The following is a 25,166-nucleotide window of genomic DNA, read 5'->3' on the forward strand; positions in this document are numbered from 1 at the left end:
TTATAGCGGTTCTCCCTTGAGTGCAGTACAGTTTTGACCTCACTTCCATTCCTCTCTCCTACTCCTGAGAGGCTTTGAGTATTACTCCCCAACGCTACAAGGGTTGGGGCTGTTCCAATACTGCACGCTTTGTGAATATTCGTAGGTTGGGTTGAGGAACGAAACCCAACATTTTCTTTCTCTTTGTTGGGTAACGCATTGCTCAACCCAACCTACACATTTTTATTTTTAGTCTTAACCGAACCGTATTGCGGGCTGTTCTTGTTAGGTCTGTATTCCATGCAATTAGGAACCGCTATAGTAATTGAGTAGACTTGGTATCAATTGGATGGTGGCTGGACGAATTGAGTTATTGTCTAGGAAAATAGACGCGATCGCAGTAAAATTACCAATAATATGGTTATAAAAGGAAAAAACAAGCAGCTCATTAGAAGTAACTTTCATTTGCTCAACGTTAATGGAGATGTTATGGAACCTCCTCTCCCCCTTGCTGGCTTAAACATCCTCGTAGTTGATGATGATGAAGATAGCCGCTTTTACATAACTACCGTGTTAGAAGCTGATGGAGCCACTATCATGGCAGTTGCATCAGCAGAGGTAGCATTGAAAGTATTACCTGAGTTGCAACCAGATGTCTTGATTTGTGATATTGCTATGCCTGGTGAAGATGGCTACACGCTCATCCGCAAGATCCGAACGCTGAAGCCTGATATTTGTGGAAAAGTCCCCGCTATTGCCTTAACAGCCTATGGCGATAGCGAGTATCGTAGCTTGGCCCTAGAAGCGGGCTTTCAGACTCATGTGCCTAAACCTGTCGATCCAGGAGAACTAGTTGCGATCGTCGCCAATTTGGTTGCTTCTTGTAAAAGTTAATACCTTACCAATACGTTTGAGTTAAGGCTAAAACTCTGTTAAAGTGTCAATTTTTTAACGAACCGCCTTCTCTACGAGAGGCTAACGCCAACGCGGAGCGTCTCGTAGAGAAGACGCCAAGGACACAGAGAGAAGAAAGAAATGCTTAACCCAAGCGTATTGCGCTATGAATACCAACGCTGTAGCGCCAGCCGTTGAATTTCGCGCCAGGGAATATTATGTTTTCGCGCTAATTCTGCACAATCTTCATATTCTGGCTGCACATTAGCAATAACTTTTTCTGGTGATTGTTCATTCCATGCTACTTTGACACGCACTTTGCCATATTCCGTTTCCACTTGTTGAATTTCTCGTTGTAAAATGGCGCGTTGTTGAGTTGTGCGCCGAATGCCCAAAGTAGTGGTTTCGCGGAATATAACGGCTTCACAACTGAGTAAATTTTCTGGACGACAAATCACAGTCAGCAAAATTCCTGGACGGGACTTTTTCATGCCGATCGCCTGGGTAAAAACATCCAGCGCCCCAGCAGCAAACAACGCCTCAAATACATAGCCGATCACTTGTGGATTTAAATCATCAATTTGGGTTTCTAGCACCGTGATGGTTTCCAAATTGGAGCTAGTACCTTCAGAATCACTGAAATTTGACTGTAAACTTGTACTTTCACCCAACCAGAGGCGTAAAATATTGGGAATGGGTAAATTTATGGTTCCTGCTCCCAGTCCTATCTGCTTGATTGCGATCGCAGGTGGTGAACCAAAATCTCTTGCCAAAGTAGTGGCGATCGCCGCTCCTGTTGGTGTGACCAGTTCTCGATCAATGCCATTGCTATAAACTCGACAACCCCGCATTTCCCACAGCTTTAATACTGCTGGTACTGGTACTGCCATCTGACCATGTGCAGCCCGAACAGTACCGCCGCCAGTCGGGAACGCCGAGCAGTAAAGTAGAGGCAATCCTTCCTCATTACTCTCAATCCCCAACCAATCCAACCCCAGACAAGTACCCACAATATCTACGATCGCATCTATAGCACCCACCTCATGAAAATGAACTTTTTCAGGAGAAATGCCATGCACCGCCCCTTCTGCTACTGCTAGCTGTCGGAATACCGCCAAACTCCAAGCTTCTGCCCGTGGTGGCAACTGAGCTTTGAGAATCATCTGCTCTATTTCTGGCAAGTGGCGTGTGTGATCGTGACTGTGTTCGCGATCGTGGCGATCGTGGTGATGATCATCCTGTACTAAATCCACATAGACTTTAGTCGCCTGTTGACCATTGCGTTGGACAAGTTCTGCCCTTAACCGATATTCCTGTTCAATACCCAACCCATTGAGTTTTTCAATTAAATACTCCACAGGAACACCCAAACTTACCAAAGCACCCAGGCACATATCACCAGAAATTCCTGTCGGACATTGAAGATAAGCGATTTTATTCATAATAAATTCGTCATTCGTCATTTGTCATTTGTCATTGGTCATTGGTCATTGGTCATTTGTCATTTGTCATTTGTCATTTGTCATTTGTCATTTGTCATTTGTCATTGGTCATTGGTCATTTGTCATTTGTCATTGGACATGGCTATTCTCCTTGTCTCCCTCATCTCCCCCATCTCCCCCATCTCCCCCCTCTCCCCCCTCTCCCCCATCTCCCCCATCTCCCCCATCTCCACTCACCGAGTTATGGCAAAAATTTTCCCAGTTCATCCGGATAATCCTCAAATTCGTCGAATAGAGGAAATAAAGTCGGCGCTTTCTAGTGGCGCAGTCATGCTTTACCCTACTGATACAGTCTACGCGATCGGGTGTGATTTAAATGCCAAGTCGGCGGTAGAACGAGTGCGGCAAATTAAACAGCTAGCAAATGATAAACCACTGACATTTTTATGTCCCTCGCTTTCAAATGTGGCAACTTATGCCTTCGTAAGTGACACAGCCTATCGGATTATGAAACGCCTGATTCCAGGGCCATACACGTTTTTGCTCCCGGCGACTAAATTAGTACCGCGATTGGTGCAAAGCCCCAAGCGGAAAAGTACTGGAATTAGAGTACCAAACCATACTGTGTGTTTGGACTTGCTGGCAGCGTTGGGTAATCCGATTATTTCAACTTCGGCACATCTACCATCAGATGAAGCAGATGATGGCATGATTCGGATAGATCCAGAAATGATTCAGTCGCGGGTAGAGCTATTTGACCGTTTGGATAAGTTGGTAGACATCATTATTGACACTGGCGAGGAACCTACATATGAAGTGTCTACTATCTTGGACATGACCGGAAACGAAGCAGCAATTATACGGAGGGGTCTAGGTTGGGAAGCAGCAGCAGCATGGGTATAAGAATTATAAGAATTCCACTTCACAGGCACACCTCTCCGTTTCGGAAATTGTGATCAAAACAACTCCAGTTTTGAAATTGTCATATTTAAAGGCGATGTCTACGACAGACTGTCGGGTGACGCGGTGGATATAACAGGATGGTGGCAACAGTTGGCACAGCAAGGTATTTGAGAACTTTGAGAAAATGGCGGCTACTTGTATCCCAGCGTTAATGCAGTGGCTTGTGAAAGAACCGACACATCGCCATAACTGTAACTCTTCCGTACTTCCTATATTTTATATATGAGCTTTAGATGTGAGCATTATATGCGGCAAGTCTTGATGGATGAATGCCCAAAGATTCAGAAGCCTTGGACGATCTTAATTGCTGTGTCTGCGTTGTAATTACGGTGCAATACTACTACCTGGAAAAGTCATGAAAGCTAACGTCGTCAATCTACCAAACTCTACACCAATTTTTGAGAACCACGTTTCGACTGAAGAATTTTCAGATAGCAGCAGTGATACCTTAATTGAGTTGCTGTGTGAGGAAATGCAAGCGCAAGTGAAAGCAACGCCCAAGTGTGTAGAAGCTTTAGCAAAGCGCATAGCCGTAGAAGTAGAACGCATTTGCGATAAAAGTTCCCGTATTCAAACATCTGGGGAAATCAAATCGTGGCAGATGACGTTGGGAAGGCATCGGATGCAAAAGTGCTTACGTTACTACCAACTGGGTTCCAAACAAGGTCGGGTGGAATTACATAGCAGTTTGGGTGCTATGGTTTACCGTCATGTAACTATATCTGGCTCTGAGTTGGGTTTTGAGGCTCGTTACAGCCTGATTGAAGATTTTTTACAAGCATTTTATATCGAAGCTATCAAAGCTTTCCGTAGAGAAAACGAACTACCTAATGATCATACGCCGCGTACTCAGCTGCAATTAGCTGAATACATGGCTTTTACAGAACAGTATGCCAAACGCCGCATCAATTTACCTGGTGGTGCAAATCAGCAATTGATTATCTTGCGGGCCCAAGGTTTTGCTCGTCGTCAGCCACAAGAAACTACCGTGGATATTGAAATGGCGGTGGAGTCTGCTAAGGGTGAAGAAGCAGAATCTTACCAGCGGAACTCGGCGGTGCAACAGTTGCGATCGCAAATGATTGCCCAAACTAATTTCGATCCATCAGAAGAATCAGAACGCGATCGCGTCATCACTGAATTGATGAAATACCTGGAGTCTCAAGGTCAATCTGATTGTATGAACTACCTCAGCTTGAAACTTCAAGACCTTTCAGCCCCAGAAATTGACCAAATTCTCGGTTTAACCAGCCGTCAGCGCGATTATCTCCAACAACGGTTTAAATACCATGTAGAAAAGTTTGCCAAACAACACCACTGGCAATTGGTACATCAATGGTTAGGTGCGGGTTTAGAGCAAAAATTGGGTTTATCTTCCCAGCAGTGGGAAATCTTTGTAAATCAACTCACAGAACAGCAACAGCAAATATTACAGTTAAAAACTGCAAGACAAAACGACCAAGCGATCGCAGTTACATAATCTGAAAGTGTCCCCGAATAGTGTTGTTCAAATTCCTTAGATTTGGTTGTGAAGTTCATATTTTCTACAGGAGTTACGAATTTTTAACTCCTAACTCCTAACTCCTAACTTTTTATTTACGCTAAACAGGCAAGAAAATCTTGCTTGAGTTGGGCTGCATCAAGATTGCGACCGATGAAGACTAGTTCGTTTTTGGGGGTTTCGCTCGGTTTCCAGGGGCGATCGGGTTTGCCATCAAATATCATGTGTACTCCTTGGAATACAAATCGATTATCTTCTCCAGCAATATTTAAAATCCCTTTCATCCGAAAGATATCTGACCCTTGGGTACGCAGTAACTCCGAAAGCCAAGTGTTTAATTTTTCTCCATCGACTGCACCTGCTTCTACTAAAGCCACTGAAAAGACACTTTCATCGTGTACATGAGCATCTTCGCCTAAAAAATCTGGATCAATTTCTAATGCACGATCTAAATCAAAAGCTTTGACACCTAATAAAGCATCCATTCCTAGTTCAGAATTTTGGGTACGGTAGATTTTTGCGATCGCATTCATCGCCCGAATCCGTTTTTCTAATTCATCTAAATCTTCTGGCTTTACTAAATCTGTTTTATTAAGTAAAATTACATCAGCAAAGGCAATTTGTTCTTGAGCTTCGTCTGCATCCCAGTGCTGCCAAATGTGCTTGGCATCTACGACTGTCACCACCGCATCTAGAGACAGTTGGCTTTGCAAATCTTCATCAACAAAAAACGTCTGAATCACCGGTGCAGGATCGGCTAATCCAGTCGTTTCAATTACTAAATGATCAAATTGATCGCGGCGCTTCATCAAATTGCCAATGATCCGAATTAAATCGCCACGTACTGTACAACAGATACAGCCATTGTTCATTTCAAATATTTCTTCATCTGCATCGATAATCAATTGATTATCAATACCCACTTCCCCAAATTCATTGACAATCACAGCAACTTTTTTGCCGTGTTCGTAGGTGAGGATGTGATTGAGTAGAGTCGTTTTACCTGCTCCCAAATAGCCTGTAAGAACAGTAACGGGAACTGAATTGTTGATTACGTCAGCCACCATACTCTAAATTCCTCTTGTCTCACCTTATGGATAATCATTATCACCTATCATAAATCTTTTTATATTTTTGTGCGAACTTGCGATTATTTTGGCTTTCAGCGAAATAATCACATAATTTAATCACCAAATATTTTATTTTTATGCATCTGTAATAAGTAATAAATCCTATTTGATTTTTGGATAGAACTCAGTACATCTTTATTCCTTCTTCCCTGTTCCCTTGACTCACGTGGCGAGAAGTCGCAGGTTAGTATCTTGACAACCTTCTCAAAACAATGATAATCATTATCGTGTAGAAAAATTATACATTAATGGAGAAGTGTGGTGGTTTCAAGAAACACTACCTGCTCGAAAAAGCAAGTAACTCAAACAGGGCAAGCATCTGCGTCTTTTGCAGTCAGCTTTTTAGTCGTTGCACCGCTGGTTTTATCTACCGCTTTAACACCCGCACAAGCAGATGATACTCATAATCATTCAGAAGAAACGGGCTTTTACATTGGGTTAGATGGTTTGGAGGCTCTCTCTACAGGGACATACGCAGGATTGGAGAACCCCAACTACAATCGTTTAACCCTTCTTTTTGCACACAGAAATGAAGACACACCAGAATCAAGCCATTTTCACGGCATTGGTGCTTACAGCTACTCAGGTTCTTTAGATAACCTAACCATTAACCCAACTAATACAAATAACCGAATTCCTGAGTCTTACTCAGAAGAACCGCCACTAACATTATTACCTGGCACAGGGTTTTATACTGGTCGCTTGATTAGTACTGCAACAGATAAGGAATATAGCAATCTGACCATAGAACCTGTAGCATCTCTAAAAACTTCAAAAGAATTAGATAACCAGTATTTGTTCAATAGTTCTAATGGTGGTTGGCAGTCGTCTCTTGAGGGTGCAAGTATTGGTTTACAATTAGCCTCAATTAGCACTGGATTGAATATTGGCGATTCAGCAGGTATTGATATTGTCAAGTCAGTCGGCGATATCTACACAATCGGCAGTGGTGATAATTTTTCTTTCACCCCTACCTTTTGGACTGATGCTGCTGCACCACTGGGAACTTATTCTGCATCATTCAAACTCGTGGATTTAGGCAATGGCAATAATCCCATTCCTTTTAAGGATTCTGGCACTTTCAGTTTTGATTTTGAAGTCAAAGCAGTGCCGGAGTCATCAACTGTCCTTGGTCTTGGTATAGTCGGTCTACTATCGCTTTCTCTTTCTCGCTTGCAAAAACTTAATCGTAGTAGCTTGAACTAATCTTAATCTCGCAGCAAGGTGCAAAGTGATTCTTTGCCTCTTGGTGCGAGGATTTAATTTTCTACAGATAACAAAAAATCTTGAACTGCTTCTAAAACAACTGCTGGGTATTCTTCATGCAATCCCAAAGAACCAGGAATAACAACGCTTCTGACTCCTGGTAAGGCTACCAAAGCGTTCATTTCTTCTCGTGATTTGGGAGGGCTAGATTCCCCAATTACCACCATGAGCGGTACGGTTAAAGACTGCACCAGTTCCAAAAAATCAGATTGTTCATGTACAGCATCAAGATTACCAGTTACAAAAGCAGCAGATGCAAACCGCGCTCCTGGTTGTTGAGTTGTTTGCCATTTTTTCTCGATGAAACTGGGTGTAATTTTAGCCGCGTCAGTAAAAACATGACGGCGGTACATAAAACTTAAGAAAGATTGGGTAGTGTTGAGTTTGTAGAGAGCTTGACCAAGTATAGGCGATCGCACCAATTTTCTCACAATGCCAGCTATTTGCTGACTTGCCCCCATTGTCGGCAAAGGCCCACGCCAAGTAGGAGCTAATAACACAATTCGTGAAAAAGCCGCCGATTGTTTCACAGCTAATTGTAAAACGTAACTAGCAGCATGACCAGCCGCTACCACAGTAATGGAAGCGTTAAAAATAGCTTTGACAAAATCTTCCAGAAATTGCTGATAAATTTCTGGGCTGTAATTCAAACTAGGGCGAGAAGATTGTCCAAATCCAGGCCAGTCTAAGGCTACAACTTGAAAATTGGGAGCTAGTAACTTAGCAAGTTCGCCTATTTCCGAACGCGTCGAAACACTGCTGAAAGATGGTATTAGCAATAGCGGTGAACCTTTACCAAGGGTTTCATAAACAACGCGCAATTGGTGATTTTCCCAATTCCAGAGATATTCTTGAACTACTCCACCAATGTCATTTGTCATTTGTCATTTGTCATTTGTCATTTGTCATTTGTCATTTGTCATTTGTTTATTTACCAATGCCCAATGACTGAGTTTAGTTAGGTAGGTCTAATTTACATTCCAATGCTTTTTTTTGCATGGTTTTGAAAATGTTGTAAAATCCATTAGCACGGGAAGGTGTCAGACTAACGTTTAAGCCTGTTGCTTGAATAAAATCTGGAGTAAGTTGGACAATCTCAGTTGGCGTTAGTCCATGCAATCCTTCAACTAGAAGCCCTACTAATCCTTTGGTTAACTGAGAATCGGAATCGCCCCGAAATACAACCTTCCCATCATCCAAGGCTGCGGTGATATAAACTTGGGACACGCAACCAGGAACTTTATTTTCAGGTAATTTATCAGTTTCTGGGAACTCATTGAGCTTCTGAGCATACCAGATTAGCTGTTCATAGCGTCGCTTCGGTTCGGAAGCGCGTTGAAAGCGCTGGACAATTTTAGCCAGCGCAGGTGGCAAAGAATCTAGAGTTGAGGACATAACAGAAGCTACAAATGATCGGTCTTACCTTGAGTGTAAATTATCTTTAAAGCGATGCCTAGGTTGGGCTGCACCTACGCCCCTCCGGTTCACTTACTATATTAGCTAGCTATAACAACCATATTTTGACTATAACTCGTCAAATCCAGATAATTACTGCGATCGCATTTGCATCTTTCAGCTTTTTTAATCAATTTAATTACAAAAACTTAATTTTTCATAAGTAAAAAAATACTATTCTCTAGTAGAAAATCCTCTGCGTACCTTTGCGCTTACCTCTGTGCCCCTCTGCGTTGAAATTTCAACCTTGAATTCTCCACGATTTGGGGATGCGATACCTAATTGATCTGCGCCTACGCACTTACAAAATTAGCTGCAAGTAGATTTAACCAAAGCTAGATAATAATTAAAAATTAAAAATCAAAGAAAAATTCTGATTTTTAATTTTTAATTTCTCTCCCTTACGGATTAATTCGTAGTTTGTGCAGCTAGCATCTGCTTCAGCTTTTCTAATTCCGAAGCCCAACGAGGATCTGGACGAATAGCGTCTGAATCGGTGGTTGCGGTGCTGGTTTCACGAGAGCCGCCGCCACCGCCGCCACGACGAGGCTTCTTAGAGCTTTTCTCACGACGGCTACCCTCTCTGCTGGGGCTAGGAGTGGGTGTGCTACTAGCAAGAGTAACTGGTTTAGGAGCTTGCTCCTCGCCCTCTTCACCCTTTGTACGAGGTAATGCCTTCTCTAGCTTAATGGGAGTGTCTTTAAACATCTGACCATTATACTTTTCAATGATTTCGTCAGCTTGTTCGTCATTGTTGACTGTAAGAAAACCGAAACCACGGCATTTGCCAGTTTTGCGGTCTTTAATTAATTTGGTAGTTACAGCATCACCTTCTGCTGCAAAAACTGCTTGCAGATCTTGACGATCTATTTCATCTTTAGGCAAATTACCTATATATAGGCGAACGGACATGGACTATACCTCCAGAGTTTAATGAACATGGCAAGGCGAGAAAACAATTACTTGGCTTTGGCTTTTAATTAAATAGATGCTATTGACCAAGACTGCCATCAACCAATTTTTTTGCTCGAAACTGCAACCTATACAACAATACAGTTTTTCGTCGGGATCAAGCTTGTTTAATCCAAAGGCCCACAGTATGGTGAGCTAATAACACCTTAATTCTAAGAATTGTAAATTTAATAGCCTATTGCCTGCTTAAGTACACGCTTTCTTCTATACCCTTTTTTGCAGAATTAAATACCATTCTTTACATTACCACGGTATTTTCTACCTAGCTAGTTGAGCGCGTACATTTCCGACGTTAATATTATTGCATCGTAACATAACATAAAACACATTTTTTATTTAAAAGAGCATATTTTGAAACAAAAACCAGCCAGTGGCTGGTTTATTTCCTGCTGTGTTGGGAGGATAAAAGGTATGGAGCGGGGAAAAGCATCCTAATTTATAACTAAGCTGGGATGCTGAGTTACTTCGGCTGCTATGGTTTGTGTAAATAAATGTAACACTTATGAATAAAACCAGCAACTTTTCTTTACATTCCAATTTGTCCAATGACCAATGACCAATGACCAATGACCAATGACCAATGACCAATGACCAATGACTAACCAGTGAGAAAAACGTATGCGCCCCAAGCCTGTGCTGCAACTGCCAAAAAAATAGACCAAATGGGATGAGGGCTATAAATGGTTTTACCACTTTGAGTTTGCAACGATAGGATATCGATCCAAGGTGTTGCTCCTCGCCGGAACCAACCAGTGACGATAATTTGCCGACCGATCAGATCCTGGTGATTAACTGACTGTCCTAGCCAAGAAATGTGGTGTAATTTCACTAAACCCGCGCTCGATTGAAGAATTAAATCTTGCGCTAGGGAGTTGCTAGTACCTTGACGACCTAATAGTTTGCCTACCAGACAGACGCTGATACTGTCAATGGGTAAGGCAGAAGGATCAGATAACAGGTTGGGTAAGCTGTCGTCAGTTTGGACGGTGGCAGGTTTAATATCGGGGAAGAAAGAATTAATCCGCATCACAGTACCGATGCTAAAGCCAATCAGAAGGCAGCCTGTAATGAAAGACCAATCTTCATATATCCACTTTAAATTTAAAAACTTGAGTGCGAATGCTAGTTGCCATGTTATCCAGACCAAAGATGCAAACAGAACCCCTAGAGGAATTCCCAACCAGGGAGCAACTTGTAATAAGAAAGACTGACGCTTGACCTTTGATGGAACGCTAGCAAAATGTAGTTCGGTGTCTAGATGCCAGTGACGAGCTATTTGGCAGAGACGTTCGATGCGATCGCCCATCAGAGGATGACTATTATTAATCGTAAACCATCGGCCATAGGGATTAGCAGTATCCCACTTCAAAAATGATTCAAAAGATAGATTGCTGGCAATAGTGCCCAAAGAAAGGCTCTGTTGGTGGCTGACTGGTGTGAGGAGATTTAAGCTTTCTAGTTGCCAACTGGTGTGTTCTTGTTTTTGGATATCAGTTGCAATGCCAATGGCAATTTTGAGTAAAGCGCGAATCAGGGCATTGGGATTACCAGTAATTTCCGATGCGATGCGATCGCTATAATGAAGCCGCAACCGCGACAACCACAATCCAGTTCCAGTCAGCAAACACCAAACTCCATAAATTAGACTCGCCAGAATGGTCGCCGGCCAGCGCCAAATTTTCGCTGATATTTTGTCTCCCCACTCCGACACTTGCTGATATAGCTTATGAGTTGGTAGTGTCACCAGCAGCAACAAAGACATCACAGCAAAATCCCAGTGAGCAATATGCCCTAGCTGCGTGGCGTAGATAATGGCGATTTCATCATCAGCTAGTTGCTCTAATAGCCCTTGACTCACAACAATCCTGGCATTACGTGGTAAACTACCATAAGTCAGGATAATTGGTGCAGCAATTGGTAAAATCCGCAGCTTGGGTAACGGCCAATGCCTCTGTTGGCAACAACGTTGTAGCACCCGAACGGCTTCGCGGCTATGAGCATTCAATACATCTTTGGAAAATTCTCGCTGATCACACAAGTTCGCTAGTAGCAGATCCAGCAACCAAGGTGATACCCCGATTAAAATCACCAATACTATTAGCAACAATTGAGTAGGGTCACGATATAAAAGCTGCAACGGCTCCAGATAAGGCAGTTTGACTAAAGTTTGGTTGATAAATCCCATTGCTGACTTGAGGATTTCCCGCATTACCCAAAATAGGGCGATGAAGGTTCCTGCTGTCAGCAGCCGCAAGGGAATTAATTTTGGTTTACGTAGTGGTTGCCATGCTCTGGCGCGTTGTGCTTGTCGCCAATAAATAACGCCGAATAATTTGGCTTGGGTGCGAGTAACAGAACCCATGAAGCCGCTTAGGGGCGCAGCAGGTAGTTGTTGTGGTGTTGCTACTGTCGCTTTGAGTTTAGCTAGTGGCACCATCGGCGGGATGTCATTGCTTTTGGTTTCTATTACTTGATCATTGGGCTTTTCCTCAACTGTCGGAGTTTCGGGGGTTGAATCTGGGGTTGAATTCTCAAAGGCAACAAATCCAGTTTCGACATTTTTTGATTCTTGATCAGGTTTTTTACGTTTTGTCAAGTGTTCGAGAGCGCGTGTTGCCCACTCTTGAACTTGCGGATTGTTACTCTCAATGAGATTCTGGGAAATAGCGATCGCTTTAGTAACTTCGCCAGTGCGAGCATAAGCCATCACTAAACCAACCTGGGCTTGTAGGCTAATAGTCGCACTGCTTTGGCTGCTAGCAATAGGTTCTAGTTGAGCGATCGCTGTTTGGTAATTTCCCTGCTTGAGGGCAACTAAACCAGCCTCCAAAGACGATTTGGCGTGTGAAGGCATACAAATTCTGGCACTCCCATCTCTTCTAGGTGATCCACGTTTGTGCAAAAGCGCGAACATCGGATGCCGTGGAACTCAACCGCGCCCGAGTTTTGCTTGTCAAGTGAATTATTCCTCCACTGGTTGTTGACTAGAAAATACTGGGGCAATCGCGCTTAATTTTAACTCTGGATGGTCGCCCAATAACTGTTGACAATTCCATTCATTGCGGAATAGCAACACTGGTCGTCCCATGCTGTCTTTAACTGTAGTGGTATTGAATATTCGTCCCACTTTTTCTAATGCTTCCCAACCACCTTCAACCCAACGGGCGACACTGTAGGGCAATAACTCTAATATGGTTTCTACACCATACTCATTTTGTAAGCGAAACTGCACCACCTCGAATTGCAACTGACCCACCGCCGCCAAAATTGGATCGCGCTTGGCTTCATCAGTTGAATACATAATTTGCACAGCACCTTCTTCGCGCAATTCCGCAACGCCTTTTTGGAATTGTTTAGACTTCGAGGGGTTGGGATTCCTCAGAGAGGCAAACAATTCCGGCGAAAAATACGGAATCCCCTCATATTCGAGCTTTTGTCCCGTGTAAATTGTATCCCCGATCGCAAAAACACCAGGATTGTTCAAACCAATCACATCGCCAGGATAAGCGACATCAATCGATTCTCGCTCTTGGGCAAAGAGTTTTTGTGGGCGAGACAGACGGATGAGTTTACCAATGCGGGCGTGATTCACCATCATATCTTTTTCAAACTTACCAGTGCAAACCCGGATAAATGCGACGCGATCGCGGTGTTTCGGATCCATATTCGCTTGCAGTTTGAAGACAAACCCCGAAAACTCAGGGTATGTAGGGAGAAGTTCGCCAACACTGCTGACATGGGAACCGGGTTTGAGGGCATAGTCGAGGAAATACTTGAGGAATAACTCTACTCCAAAGTTAGTCATGGCGCTGCCAAAGAACACAGGTGTCATTTTCCCTTCGTGTACCGACTGTAAATCCAGCTCTGGCCCAACTCCTTCTAACAGTTCCAGATCATTTTTCAGTTGGTAGTACAGACTTTGTTCTAGTTGTTCTTCTATTCTTGGATCGCCTAATTCCACTATGGTATCACGGGCTTCTCGGCTGCCGTGGGCGCTGCGTTCAAACAGGTGAATTTGTTGCTGATGTCGGTCAAAAACACCTTTAAAGCGATCGCCCATGCCAATGGGCCAGTTCACCGCATAGGTTTGCAATCCCAATTCTTGCTCAATTTCATCTAACAATTCCAGAGGTTCTCTGCCTGGGCGATCGAGCTTATTGATAAATGTAAAAATCGGGATACCCCGTAACTTACACACTTCAAACAACTTGCGGGTTTGGGGTTCCAAACCTTTTGCCGCATCAATCAGCATCACTGCATTATCAGCGGCGGCGAGAGTGCGGTACGTATCTTCACTGAAGTCTTGGTGTCCAGGAGTGTCTAATAAATTTATTTGACACTTCCGGTATTCAAATTGCAACACCGTGGAAGTAATAGAAATACCCCGTTGTTGCTCCATCGCCATCCAGTCAGAAGTAGCCTTGCGCTGTGCCCGTCGCGCCTTAACCGCCCCAGCTTCGTGAATTGCACCTCCGTACAAGAGCAGCTTTTCTGTTAGTGTAGTTTTACCAGCATCGGGGTGAGAAATAATCGCAAAGTTGCGGCGAAGTTCAACTGCTTGAATAAGTTCCGACTGAAGTTCAGTAGACATAAGTGTATTTGTTTGTTAGCTAGCTTAATTTTTTTTGACTCTGGCAAGTCTTTTAATCTTAAGACAACGATGCTCGTGATAGGGTCGTAATATAACCAACAATCTAACTAAATAGGAGAAAGCAATGTACGACACAGACAAGCGAAAGCTTCTATCTGGCTTATCACATGGAGCCATTTTTCTCAGCACGCCATTGGTATCTGTAGGCATACCGATCGCCACACTGTTCGTATCTGACGATCCTGTTGTTAAAGAAAACGCCAAAGAATCCATCAATTTCCACTTTAACGTCTGGCTTTATGGAGGAATTCTGGGAACGCTGTTTTTTCTATTCGGTTGGTTAGTGTTTCCTCTATTATTACTGGGGCCATTAGCCGGTCTGGGATACCTATTACACTGGGGATTAACAATTTGGGCGCTCATCGCAGTTTTCAGCAATCCTGATATACCCTTCCGTTATCCCTACATTTTCCGAGTTTTCTAACACAGATTATGGGTATGAGCATCCCTTTCGTGCGGGACGCTACGCGAACGCTCAGGGCAAGTGGGCATTGTCAGTTATTTGCTACCAAGTACAACATTTCATTAGCAGCAAATTCTCTGCGTGCCTCTGCGTTTACCTCTGCGTCCCTACCCTGCGGGAAGGCGTTCGCGTAGCGTCTCGTAGAGAAGCGCCTATGCGTTTAAACTTCCACCCTCAATTCTCCAATATTTTACCAACAGACAGTTTTGAATTTTGAATCGCTTACGATGTTGTTTTTTTTCCACCCCGTCGGATAGATGCAAGCAAGCTGTAAAATACAAAATTGCCCCACAACTTGATTAAGAGTAGGGCAAAGGACAGTTAAGCACTGTTTGTAGTCTGTCTGACGGCAGGAAAATTTTAGCCTGCTTTTGTGACGCTTTGTTTTGTGTCCATCTGCGTTGTTTTTCTTCATAAAATTTTATGTTTCCTACACATCGCCCCCGTCGTCTGCGTACCCATCCCCAACTGCGCCGGATGGTTCGTGAAACTGTTTTGACAACAAGCGATTTAATCTACCCATTATTTGCCATACCGGGTGAGGGAATCGCTAACGAAGTAAAATCGATGCCTGGAGTCTACCAACTTTCGGTAGATAAAATAGTTGAAGAGGCAAAAGAAGTTTACGACTTAGGAATTCCTTCGATTATTCTATTTGGGATTCCGGCTGATAAAGATGTCGATGCCACTGGCGCTTGGCATGATTGCGGTATCGTCCAAAAAGCGGCGACGGCGGTAAAAGCAGCAGTGCCAGACTTGATTGTAATTGCTGATACTTGTTTATGTGAGTACACCAGCCACGGTCATTGTGGTTATCTACAAGTTGGTGATTTAACAGGACGAGTTTTAAATGATCCAACACTGGAATTGTTGAAGAAAACAGCAGTTTCTCAAGCGAAAGCCGGTGCCGATATCATCGCACCTTCGGGAATGATGGATGGGTTTGTGCAAGCAATTCGTGTGGGTTTGGATGAAGCCGGATTCCAAGATACGCCGATTTTATCTTATGCTGCTAAGTATGCTTCGGGTTATTATGGCCCATTTCGGGATGCAGCAGACTCGACACCGCAATTTGGCGACAGAAGAACTTACCAAATGGATCCAGGTAACGCCCGCGAAGCAATTAAAGAGATTGAATTGGATATCGCTGAAGGTGCTGATATGCTCATGGTTAAGCCAGCCTTGGCGTACATGGATATTATCTGGCGGGTGAAGGAAGCGAGTAACTTACCCGTTGCGGCTTACAATGTTTCTGGTGAGTATGCGATGGTAAAAGCTGCGGCTCTCAATGGTTGGATTGATGAAGAGCGGGTGGTTATGGAAACTTTAACTGGGTTTAAACGGGCTGGCGCAGATTTAATTTTGACTTATCATGCCAAAGATGCGGCGCGATGGTTAAAGTAAGGTGGGCGATTGAGTAAGAATTTAGTCGGAAATCTCACGCCGAGGCGCACAGACGCAGAGTTGTGTTTTGGTGTTTGGGCGTGAGATTCTTTGTTCATAGCTTGGGCTGGTGCGAAATTCCAAAAAATTAACTATGGCGCAATACACTTGGGTTAAGCATTTCCTCCTTCTCTCTTCTCTCTTCTCTCTGTGTTCTCTGCGCCTGGAGTGGTAGTTCGTAGTCTTTCTAAGTTCTGTTGATGTAACTCTGGGAAGTTTTCTAAATCATCTATTGACTGCGGCGCAGGAAATATTACAGCGTCTTCAGAGGTGAATCTATCTAAATAAGTTTGAAAAGCTTCATCATCTTCTCTGTGGTCAAGGATATATTGACGCAATTGGACACGGGGCATTGTGATAAAATCTTGCTTACTCATACATATCTCCACTTCCCGTCTAGGTAAATTAGAATTTCATTTTCTTCACCAGCAATAATTACAACATTTTTTGTTCGTTCATCAATTCGCACCAAAAACACAGGTAAATACATTTTAGTAGCCCAAAAACTTAAGTTGACACTCTCCGACCTGAAGGTACGGAGATTCTTAAGACTGTGAGGTCTTAATATCCTGCTTGCACAGGTTCCCAAACTCACCACGTTTGCACGGGAGTGCGTGGTGATACCGCCAGTTGCTCTACTTGGGGAGACCCCAAGACCGCACTGGCTCACCTTTTGGGCGTTTAGCTGTCTAGCAGCAAGTTTCGCGGAGTCCCCGCGTACTATTTCCAAACCTCTATCTCTAATAGTTTTTGCAGCACCGATGTCAGCGTGTTCGTGATATCCGCATTCTGTACAAATGAACTTCTCACCATCACGATTTGACTTATCGATATGCCCACAATTTCTGCACTGCTGACTAGAATATTTAGGATTAATTTTAATTACGACCTTTCCTTGCTTTGCAGCGAGATACTCAATCTTTAAAATTAACTCACCCCAACTTGCATCAGAGATAGCGCGATTTAAACCTTTTTTTCTTGATTGTCCGTTCTTTAAAAATCTCCCAGTCGTTTCATCAGTTTTTACTTTGCAGCGTTTCAACATACCGGAGATGTTTAAATTTTCTAGCGCAATAGCATCAACACTTCTAGACACTATTTTGTTAGCAACATCCCACTGGTAAGCAACTCGTTTATCTGTAATCTTCTTGTGAAAAAGCCCTAATCTAATACCTGCTTTTTTGCGATTTTTGCTACCCTTGATTTTTCTGCTAACTCTTCTCTGTCTAATTTTCAGAGTGCGTCTAGCTTTCTTGTTGGTTGAGAATTTAGGATTATCAATTTGATGTCTGTTGGAGAGATGAACAAGTTTTGTTATTCCTAAGTCGCAACCAAGGATAGACTTAACTTCATCTAACGGTTTCTGCACATAGTCTGGTATGGTTTTATCTTCGATCCTAATCGACACATACCAACCATCTTGACGCTTGCGAATTGTCGCAGCTTTGATAGTAAATCCATCGGGTATCAAGCGAGAATTGAAAAAACGGATCCATCCCAACTTAGGAAGGTAGATTTTACTCCCTTGAACTTTGACACCCATCTGGTAGGTAAAGGATGTAAAATTACTCCGGTTTTTAAATTTCGGAAAGCCTCTACCTTCAAAGAAGTTTTTATAGGCAGTATCTAGACGTTTAACGTTTTGCTGTAGCACCGTAGAGTCAATTTCACCAAACCAGGGTCTAGCTTTCTTTAACTCTGGCAACGCTGTTATTTGGATATCTCCCGCGCTACGTCTTGGGTTTTTAAGTTTACCATCCTTATCAACTTTGGTATCTTTCCAGGGTTCACCGCTTGCACCATTCTTACTAACAAAGCAAGTTAGTGGACAAGCTTCTCCCCTAGTCTTGATATCACAGTAGTCTCCCTGAATGAATTGCTGATTATATTGGGCTATTCTGTCAGCTAGACTCCAGTTGTAAGTAGAGCGGAGCATATCTAGCCATCCGCCCATTTCTTTTGACTGAGTGACATTAGGACGCAGCTTGTAGGCGTAATTTGTTAGCAAATACTATCACCTCCTTCGACTTCGTTCAGGACAAGTCCCGTTGTTGATTAGCTAAGTTAAATATACACTACATATATACAAAACACAATCAGCGATTATAGAAAAATGGGAAGTTTTTCTCCAGATGAATATAGACATGAAAGCAATGCAATATCACTTCTTAACTATCACTTCGTTTTTATACCCAAACGCAGAAAGAAGGTATTGGTAGATGCAATAGCGCAGAGATTGCAGGAAATTATCTGTGAGGTTTGCAATGAAAATAGGTGGAGAATTATTGCAATAGAAATCATGCCTGACCATGTTCACTTATTTTTGAATGTCAAACCAACAGACAACCCATCCCAAATCATGAATAGGATTAAAGGACGCGCTTCTCATCACTTAAGAAAAGAGTTTCCAGAATTGCTCAAACTTCCAACTTTATGGACACCAAGCTATTTTGTTTCCACTGCTGGGAATATTTCTACAAAAAATGTAATAGAGTATATAGCACACCAAAAAGATTAAAAGTCAGAACACCCTAAAGGGTGCTGCTAGCCTTCATCCCCTGCCTGAAGTACGAGATACGGTGCTTACGCACCTGTCTCTCAGGGGTTTTCGGCATTCTCCTTATAAACAACGTTTTCAATTGTTCTACAGTAGGCATATTTAAATTATTGCTACAACAAATTTTTTACTCTGGCGTGACTGGAGTTAAGTTGGTATCTTTCAATCGGGAAATTTTAAATGTATTTTATACATAGATTTTACGTATTATTGCAGAAATAAATCAGCCGATTTGCCCAAGTAGAAGGCGATCGCTCCTAAAACCGATAAAATCTAAATAAAATAGCTTTGATATAGTTATGGCAATTACTCGCTCTACCTTGGGGCGGTTCGTTTAAATAACCTAAACTCTAACTAGTGCGATCGCTAACTGTATTTGCGACAGCAGCACGATAAAATTCTGAAACCATAATCGTACTAAAAAGGTCTAAATGGCAGAAACACTATTCTTCAACGCCTTACGGGAAGCCATTGACGAAGAAATGGCCCGTGACTCCAGCGTATTCGTTCTCGGTGAAGATGTCGGACACTACGGCGGCTCCTATAAAGTTACCAAAGACCTGTACCAAAAATATGGCGAACTCCGCATTTTAGACACCCCCATCGCGGAAAATAGCTTTACTGGGATGGCTGTGGGAGCCGCAATGACTGGGTTACGTCCGATCATTGAAGGGATGAATATGGGCTTTTTACTGCTCGCCTTCAACCAAATATCCAACAACGCGGGGATGCTACGCTACACTTCTGGCGGTAACTTTAAAATTCCGATGGTAATTCGCGGCCCTGGAGGTGTGGGACGACAGCTAGGTGCAGAACATTCGCAGCGACTAGAAACTTACTTTCAAGCTGTACCAGGGTTGAAGATTGTTGCTTGCTCTACACCCAGAAACGCTAAAGGACTACTGAAATCTGCTATCCGCGATGATAATCCAGTGTTGTTCTTTGAACACGTTCTGCTTTACAACTTAAAAGAAGATTTACCAGAAGAAGAATACTTGCTACCTCTGGATAAAGCAGAAATGGTGCGTGAGGGAAAAGATATCACAATTATTACTTATTCCCGAATGCGGCATCATGTACTACAAGCATTAAAAACTCTTGAAAAAAAAGGATATGATCCAGAAGTTATCGATTTAATATCCCTCAAACCATTAGATTTTGATACCATTGGTGCATCCGTAAGAAAAACTCATAAAGTCATTGTTGTGGAAGAATCCATGCGAACTGCGGGTATTGGAGCAGAAGTCATCGCTTCAATAAACGATCGCTTATTTGATGAATTGGATGCGCCAGTACTACGACTTTCTTCCCAAGATATCCCCACGCCTTACAACGGCAATCTGGAGCGACTAACAATCATCCAACCAGAGCAAATAGTGGAAGCTGTGGAAAAAATGGTAGCTTTGCGAGTTTAAAAGTTAGGAGTTAGGAGTTAGGAGTTAGGAGTTAGGAGTTAGGAGTTAGGAGTTAGGAGTTAGGAGTTAGGAGTTAGGAGTTAGGAGTTAAGAGTTAGGAGTTAGGAGTTAGGAGTAAAAATTCTTACTTATAAGTACGTTGGTGCGAAAAAAGTCAAGTATGTTACGAAACGTAAATAAGCTTAAAACCTTTACTAATGACCAATGACAAAGGACAAATGACAGCCTTAGCCAGTTAGCTTTAATTGCGCCAACCTACTTAGCTTTTAACTCCGTAAGAGTACGGTATCATAATCTTTATTCAAAGCAGCTTATGGTATGCAAAAACAAAGCTCATTATTAGCCCTAATTTCAACTCAGGTAGTGGTGGCAATGACGTTAAGTTCTTGTATTCCGGCACTGTTGGGACAAAGCCAAGACCCACGGGGAAGTTATCAGTTAATTATTGAGTTACAAAAAACACCAGAAATTCCGCAAATCACCGAACGAGAATTAGAAGCCGTTAAAAAAGTCATTGAAGGTCGGATAAACGGTCTGGGTATCTCAAAACCAGTCATTAAAATAGTGGGTGCAGACCAAATTCTCGTACAGCTACCAGGAGTTAAAGATCCAGAGCAAGCCGAACGCGTGCTAGGTGCTACAGCGCAGTTAGAATTTCGTACCCAAAAGCCGAATACAGAAACTCAACTGCTTGCTTTCCAAGCATCTAGAGCCGAATTGAAAGGCAAGCAAAAAGAGTTGAGAAAGAGTACTGACAAAGCAGCAATTGTCAAGAATCAAGAAGATTTACAAAAAAATAATCAAGCGATCGCCGAATTGTTTGAAACCACCAATCCACCATTAACTGGCAAATACCTCAAGAATGCCTATGGCGAACCCACTCAAGATAACAATTGGAATGTGGCTATTCGCTTCGACCAAAAAGGTGGTGAACTGTTTACCCAACTGACGAAAAACCTTGCCGGTACTGGGCGTAGCATTGGTGTTTTTCTGGACAATAAACTGATTAGCGCTCCTAGCGTGGGTATAGAATTTGCCGCCACTGGTATTACTGGTGGCTCTGCTGTGATTACAGGACGCTTTACCGCCCAACAAGCCAATGACTTAGGCATTCAGCTACGCGGTGGGGCATTACCTGTACCAATAAAAATACTATCGAGGAAGCGGGAGTCCTAACTCATGATGGATGCTACAAAAGAACGTTATTATAGCGTTTGTCAGTTGCGAGTTATGGTATGCAAAGACAGCGATCGCTATTAATTTTAATTTTAGTCCTGATAATCGCCGCTATTTGGGTGATTGCCACGATTCCCATACCTCTTGGGCTAGACTTGCGCGGAGGCTCACAGTTAACAATTCAGGTGAAACCATCAGCAGATATTCCCAAAATCACCGAACGAGAATTGGAAGGTGTGAAGAAAGTTGTCGAAGGTCGGATTAATGGTCTGGGTGTTTCTGAGCCAGTGATCCAAACAGTCGGTACAGATAAAATATTGGTGCAACTACCAGGAGTTAATGATCCAGAGCAAGCTGAACGGGTACTAGGGGGTACGGCGCAGTTAGAATTTCGTACCCAAAAGCCGAATACAGAACCTCAACTGCTTGCTTTTCAAGCATCGAGAGCCGAATTGAAATTTAAGCAAGAAGAATTAAGAAAAAGTACCGACAAAGCGGCAATTGTCAAAAATCAAGAAGACTTACAGAAAAGTAATCAAGCGATCGCAGAATTGTTTGAAAGCACCAATCCACCCCTAATTGGTAAATACCTCAAGGATGCCTATGGCGAACCCACTCAAGGTAACAACTGGAATGTTGCCATTCGCTTTGACCAACAGGGTGGTGAACTGTTTGCCAATTTGACAAAAAATCTCGCTGGTACTGGGCGTAGCATCGGTGTTTTTCTGGACAATGAACTCATCAGCGCTCCTACTGTGGGTGTAGAATTTGCCAACACTGGTATTACTGGTGGCTCTGCTGTGATTACAGGACGCTTTACCGCCCAACAAGCCAATGATTTAGGTGTGCAGCTACGGGGTGGGGCATTACCCGTACCAGTAGAAATTGCAGAAATCCGCACTGTTGGAGCAACCTTGGGTAAAGACAGCATCACTAGCAGTATCTACGCTGGTGTCGGTGGTCTGACTTTAGTATTAATATTTATGGTTTTGTATTATAGATTACCAGGGCTGATTGCCGATGTGGCATTATTAATCTACGCTCTGCTGACCTGGGCTAGCTTTGCTTTATTGGGTGTTACCCTCACCCTACCAGGAATTGCCGGTTTTATCCTCAGTATTGGCATGGCAGTGGACGCGAATGTGCTAATTTTTGAGCGGACGCGGGAAGAATTGCAAGCAGGTAAAAGCCTGTATCGTTCTGTAGAATCTGGTTTTTACCGCGCCTTTTCCAGTATTTTAGACGGCAACGTGACCACAGTCATCGCCTGTGCTGCACTATTCTGGCTGGGGGCTGGTTTGGTAAAAGGCTTCGCCCTAACTTTGGGTTTGGGCGTAGTGGTGAGTATGTTTACAGCAATTACCTGTAGTCGCACCTTAATGTTTTTAGCAATTACAATTCCCGCACTCAAGAAACCAGAACTTTTCTCTCCGAACCTGCCAACATCAAATAAGGCAGAGGTGGCTTAATGCAACTAAGTATTAACAAATCGCGATCGCTTTGGTGGACTATTTCTAGTGCTGTCATCCTTGCTGGGATGATCTCAATGGTGATTTCTTGGCAAAACCCGACCATTAAAGCACCCCTACGTCCCAGTTTAGATTTCGTCGGTGGTACACGATTGCAGTTTGAACGAGATTGTACCAAACCAGGTAACTGCGACCAGCCAATTGATATCAACGTCGTCCGGGAAGTAGCTAAACAACAGGGACTGGGCGATAGCAGCATCCAAATAGTCACCGACAGAGACACAGGTGGACAAAATGGTATATCAGTTCGCACAAAAAACTTGGATCGCGAACAGCGTACCAATTTGCAAAATGCCTTAAGTGAGAAAGTCGGTACTTTTGACCAGCAAAAAAATCAGTTTGACACCGTTGGCCCGACTCTAGGAGCCGAACTGTTTAGGTCTGGGGTAATAGCTTTAATAGTTTCCTTTGCAGGTATCATAATCTACTTGAGCTTCCGGTTTCAGTTTGATTATGCAGTGTTTGCGATCGTTGCGCTATTGCATGATGTCTTGATCACCGCAGGGATTTTTTCGATTTTGGGTTTAGTACTGGGTACTGAAGTAGATAGCCTATTCATCGTTGCTCTACTGACGATTACAGGTTTTTCAGTCAACGATACAGTCGTGATTTACGATCGCATTCGGGAAACCCTGAAAATTAATCCCAATCGTGCGATCGCTGATATTGTAGATGATGCTGTAAACCAAACCTTAGCAAGGTCTATCAACACGACTTTAACCACGATGTTATCATTGTTCGCGATCTTTCTCTTTGGGGGAGAAACACTGAAAAACTTTGCCTTAGCTTTAATTATCGGCTTTACTGCCGGAGCTTATTCAAGTATTTTCATCGCCAGTACTCTTCTAACTTTGTGGCGAGAGCGCAACGGTCAAACAAGTGTGATAGTTAGTGGTGAATCGATTGATACATCTACTGGTAATTAGTCATTAGTCATTAGTCATTTGTCATTTGTTAATGACCAATAGTTAGTTATTCTCCCTCATCTCCCTCATCTTCCTCATCTTCCTCATCCCTTATCTCCCCATAGCCTATGGATCAATCTGAACAATCGTTAATAACTGACCCATCCTTTACTCAACAAGTACAAAGATTACATAAGTTGACAATATATGGCAGGTGGCTGTTTGTAGGCTTTTTATGGCTGACCATTGCGCCTATTTCCTTGTGGGGTCTACGTGCAGAAATTGCTCTGTGGCAACAATATTTTACTTGGGTGGCAGTGCGATACGGACTCTTCTATCATCCACTGTCTACCCTCGGTTTAGCCTTTTGTCTTGGGATGACTGCTGCTGTTTTAGTTTGGCAAAGCCGGAATATTTTACTCGGATTACCACCGCAGGAAAAAGAACGTTTAGAAAAACAAGTTTATCGGATACGTCAACAGGGGCCAACTCATCCTCTGTGGAAGTGGGTTTGTGATTAAATTTTTTTTCTTGTTGCATATACATATACACGTAGAGCAATTTATAGCAAAATATGACTTAACCATAGGAGATATCTAGTGAAAAACAATTGTTTTGACGTAGCACTGCTACGTCTCTACAAGAGTTCTGGATAACGCATATTTAATTTCTACCAGATGTCTACGAAAGATACTGGCAAAAGTGGGTGCTATACATGAACGATCTTCAGATTCAATTTAGCGATCGCAAGTCTAAAATTGACCTTTACCAACTCCAAGAACTGTTAAACGTTTCAGCTTTCTGGGCAAAGGGACGCAGTATTGAGGATTTAGGTATAGCCATTGCTAACAGTGAACCAGTGATTTCCGTGTGCGATCGCGATCGACTCATTGGCTTTGCCAGAGCAACATCTGATGGCATATATCGCGCCACAATTTGGGATGTTATGATTCATCCAGAGTATCAAAGTAGTGGATTGGGAAGCAAGTTAGTAGAAACCGTTTTGAGTCATCCCCGTATGAGGTGCGTTGAGCGGGTTTACCTGATGACTACTCATCAGCAGGGTTTCTACGAAAAGGTTGGTTTTAAACCCAACACCACCACTACAATGGTGATACACAACCGAGCTAACCCTGCTTTCGTTTCTGCTACAGAAGATCAGCTTCAGGAATCACTAGTACAGTACGGCGTAAATAAACCACCCATTCCAAATGAATAAGACACTTACGCCGTATTCATTTTTAATAAGTTCCTGGGGTTCTTCGGGTTTAGTAAGTAATCAACCGGACATGATATAGCCCACATTCCGCACCCACAACTGTCACACCCCAAGGAGACGGATATATTTAGTACATAAGAACTATTTATTAGGAGAATTTACTAGAGCTAAATAGGAATTACTATTATTAAGCTGGATGTATAGCT

General features: G+C 42.9%; 22 protein-coding genes and 1 pseudogene. 14 read left to right on the forward strand and 9 right to left on the reverse strand.

The window, feature by feature from the left end; all coding sequences use genetic code 11:
• The first annotated feature begins 468 nt into the window (after positions 1-468).
• On the forward strand, positions 469-873 hold the full coding sequence (locus tag LC605_RS04930; protein ID WP_229546452.1) for a response regulator: 405 nt from the start codon (positions 469-471) through the stop codon (positions 871-873).
• A gap of 164 nt (positions 874-1,037) precedes the next feature.
• Here LC605_RS04930 and larC read toward each other — a convergent pair whose 3' ends face one another.
• Positions 1,038-2,315, reverse strand: coding sequence for a nickel pincer cofactor biosynthesis protein LarC (gene larC, locus LC605_RS04935; RefSeq protein WP_229546478.1), 1,278 nt, complete (start codon positions 2,313-2,315; stop codon positions 1,038-1,040).
• Between the two features lie 28 nt (positions 2,316-2,343).
• Here larC and LC605_RS04940 point away from each other — a divergent pair, with 28 nt between their 5' ends.
• The 3 genes from LC605_RS04940 (at position 2,344) to LC605_RS04950 (ending at position 4,758) form a co-directional block, all read left to right on the forward strand.
• Positions 2,344-2,610 (forward strand): hypothetical protein, encoded by a 267-nt coding sequence (locus LC605_RS04940; RefSeq protein ID WP_229546453.1) that lies wholly within the window; start codon positions 2,344-2,346, stop codon positions 2,608-2,610.
• The gene (locus tag LC605_RS04945; protein WP_229546454.1) at positions 2,559-3,218 is read left to right on the forward strand and encodes an L-threonylcarbamoyladenylate synthase; all 660 of its coding nucleotides are present in this window, start codon (positions 2,559-2,561) and stop codon (positions 3,216-3,218) included. The genes LC605_RS04940 and LC605_RS04945 overlap by 52 nt, the downstream gene beginning before the upstream one ends.
• A gap of 415 nt (positions 3,219-3,633) precedes the next feature.
• Positions 3,634-4,758, forward strand: coding sequence for a HetZ-related protein (locus LC605_RS04950; protein ID WP_229546455.1), 1,125 nt, complete (start codon positions 3,634-3,636; stop codon positions 4,756-4,758).
• Positions 4,759-4,874: 116 nt separating this feature from the next.
• Here the strand turns inward: LC605_RS04950 and LC605_RS04955 are convergent, their stop codons facing one another.
• A complete protein-coding gene (locus LC605_RS04955; protein ID WP_229546456.1) occupies positions 4,875-5,846 on the reverse strand; it encodes a GTP-binding protein in 972 nt (323 codons plus the stop codon).
• 324 nt (positions 5,847-6,170) lie between these two features.
• Between LC605_RS04955 and LC605_RS04960 the strand changes: the two genes are divergently transcribed.
• A complete protein-coding gene (locus LC605_RS04960; protein ID WP_229546457.1) occupies positions 6,171-7,115 on the forward strand; it encodes an all3515 family Zur-repressed PEP-CTERM protein in 945 nt (314 codons plus the stop codon).
• A gap of 53 nt (positions 7,116-7,168) precedes the next feature.
• Here the strand turns inward: LC605_RS04960 and LC605_RS04965 are convergent, their stop codons facing one another.
• The 5 genes from LC605_RS04965 to prfC form a co-directional block, all read right to left on the reverse strand.
• Positions 7,169-8,056 (reverse strand): alpha/beta fold hydrolase, encoded by an 888-nt coding sequence (locus LC605_RS04965; protein ID WP_229546458.1) that lies wholly within the window; start codon positions 8,054-8,056, stop codon positions 7,169-7,171.
• Between the two features lie 73 nt (positions 8,057-8,129).
• Positions 8,130-8,570 (reverse strand): SufE family protein, encoded by a 441-nt coding sequence (locus LC605_RS04970; protein WP_229546459.1) that lies wholly within the window; start codon positions 8,568-8,570, stop codon positions 8,130-8,132.
• Positions 8,571-9,038: 468 nt separating this feature from the next.
• A complete protein-coding gene (locus tag LC605_RS04975; RefSeq protein ID WP_229546460.1) occupies positions 9,039-9,542 on the reverse strand; it encodes an RNA-binding protein in 504 nt (167 codons plus the stop codon).
• Between the two features lie 658 nt (positions 9,543-10,200).
• Positions 10,201-12,456 carry a zinc metalloprotease HtpX gene (locus LC605_RS04980; RefSeq protein ID WP_229546461.1) on the reverse strand — a complete coding sequence of 752 codons (2,256 nt, stop codon included), beginning with the start codon at positions 12,454-12,456 and terminating at the stop codon, positions 10,201-10,203.
• A gap of 108 nt (positions 12,457-12,564) precedes the next feature.
• Complete coding sequence (gene prfC, locus LC605_RS04985) at positions 12,565-14,193, reverse strand: peptide chain release factor 3 (protein ID WP_229546462.1); 1,629 nt, start codon at positions 14,191-14,193, stop codon at positions 12,565-12,567.
• 124 nt (positions 14,194-14,317) lie between these two features.
• On the opposite strand from prfC, the gene LC605_RS04990 reads away from it, so the two are divergent.
• Entirely contained in the window at positions 14,318-14,677 is a 360-nt protein-coding gene (locus tag LC605_RS04990; RefSeq protein ID WP_229546463.1) for a DUF4870 domain-containing protein, read from the forward strand.
• Between the two features lie 462 nt (positions 14,678-15,139).
• Positions 15,140-16,120 (forward strand): porphobilinogen synthase, encoded by a 981-nt coding sequence (gene hemB / locus LC605_RS04995; protein ID WP_229546464.1) that lies wholly within the window; start codon positions 15,140-15,142, stop codon positions 16,118-16,120.
• 152 nt (positions 16,121-16,272) lie between these two features.
• On the opposite strand, the gene LC605_RS05000 is transcribed toward hemB, so the two are convergent.
• Both LC605_RS05000 and LC605_RS05005 read right to left on the reverse strand, forming a co-directional pair.
• Positions 16,273-16,536 (reverse strand): hypothetical protein, encoded by a 264-nt coding sequence (locus tag LC605_RS05000; RefSeq protein WP_229546465.1) that lies wholly within the window; start codon positions 16,534-16,536, stop codon positions 16,273-16,275.
• Positions 16,533-18,167: a transposase gene (locus tag LC605_RS05005; protein WP_229546466.1), complete on the reverse strand. Its 1,635-nt coding sequence runs from the start codon at positions 18,165-18,167 to the stop codon at positions 16,533-16,535. The genes LC605_RS05000 and LC605_RS05005 overlap by 4 nt, the downstream gene beginning before the upstream one ends.
• Before the next feature lie 105 nt (positions 18,168-18,272).
• On the opposite strand from LC605_RS05005, the gene tnpA reads away from it, so the two are divergent.
• The 7 genes and pseudogenes from tnpA to LC605_RS05040 all read left to right on the forward strand — a co-directional run bounded on the left by tnpA (position 18,273) and on the right by LC605_RS05040 (position 24,960).
• The gene (tnpA, locus tag LC605_RS05010) at positions 18,273-18,677 is read left to right on the forward strand and encodes an IS200/IS605 family transposase (protein ID WP_229546467.1); all 405 of its coding nucleotides are present in this window, start codon (positions 18,273-18,275) and stop codon (positions 18,675-18,677) included.
• A gap of 470 nt (positions 18,678-19,147) precedes the next feature.
• Positions 19,148-20,131, forward strand: coding sequence for an alpha-ketoacid dehydrogenase subunit beta (locus tag LC605_RS05015; RefSeq protein WP_229546468.1), 984 nt, complete (start codon positions 19,148-19,150; stop codon positions 20,129-20,131).
• A 318-nt stretch (positions 20,132-20,449) separates the two neighbouring features.
• Positions 20,450-21,283 (forward strand): annotated as a pseudogene (gene secD, locus LC605_RS05020) (preprotein translocase subunit SecD); the annotation flags it as partial.
• A gap of 83 nt (positions 21,284-21,366) precedes the next feature.
• Positions 21,367-22,776, forward strand: coding sequence for a protein translocase subunit SecD (gene secD / locus LC605_RS05025; protein WP_229546469.1), 1,410 nt, complete (start codon positions 21,367-21,369; stop codon positions 22,774-22,776).
• Complete coding sequence (secF, locus tag LC605_RS05030) at positions 22,776-23,762, forward strand: protein translocase subunit SecF (protein WP_229546470.1); 987 nt, start codon at positions 22,776-22,778, stop codon at positions 23,760-23,762. Before secD (LC605_RS05025) ends, secF begins: the two co-directional genes overlap by 1 nt.
• 107 nt (positions 23,763-23,869) lie before the next feature.
• The gene (locus LC605_RS05035) at positions 23,870-24,262 is read left to right on the forward strand and encodes a hypothetical protein (protein WP_229546471.1); all 393 of its coding nucleotides are present in this window, start codon (positions 23,870-23,872) and stop codon (positions 24,260-24,262) included.
• Between the two features lie 194 nt (positions 24,263-24,456).
• Positions 24,457-24,960 carry a GNAT family N-acetyltransferase gene (locus tag LC605_RS05040; RefSeq protein ID WP_229546472.1) on the forward strand — a complete coding sequence of 168 codons (504 nt, stop codon included), beginning with the start codon at positions 24,457-24,459 and terminating at the stop codon, positions 24,958-24,960.
• Positions 24,961-25,166: the final 206 nt, after the last annotated feature.

Source organism: Nostoc sp. CHAB 5836 (genome assembly GCF_020829445.1).
Lineage (GTDB): Bacteria > Cyanobacteriota > Cyanobacteriia > Cyanobacteriales > Nostocaceae > Nostoc.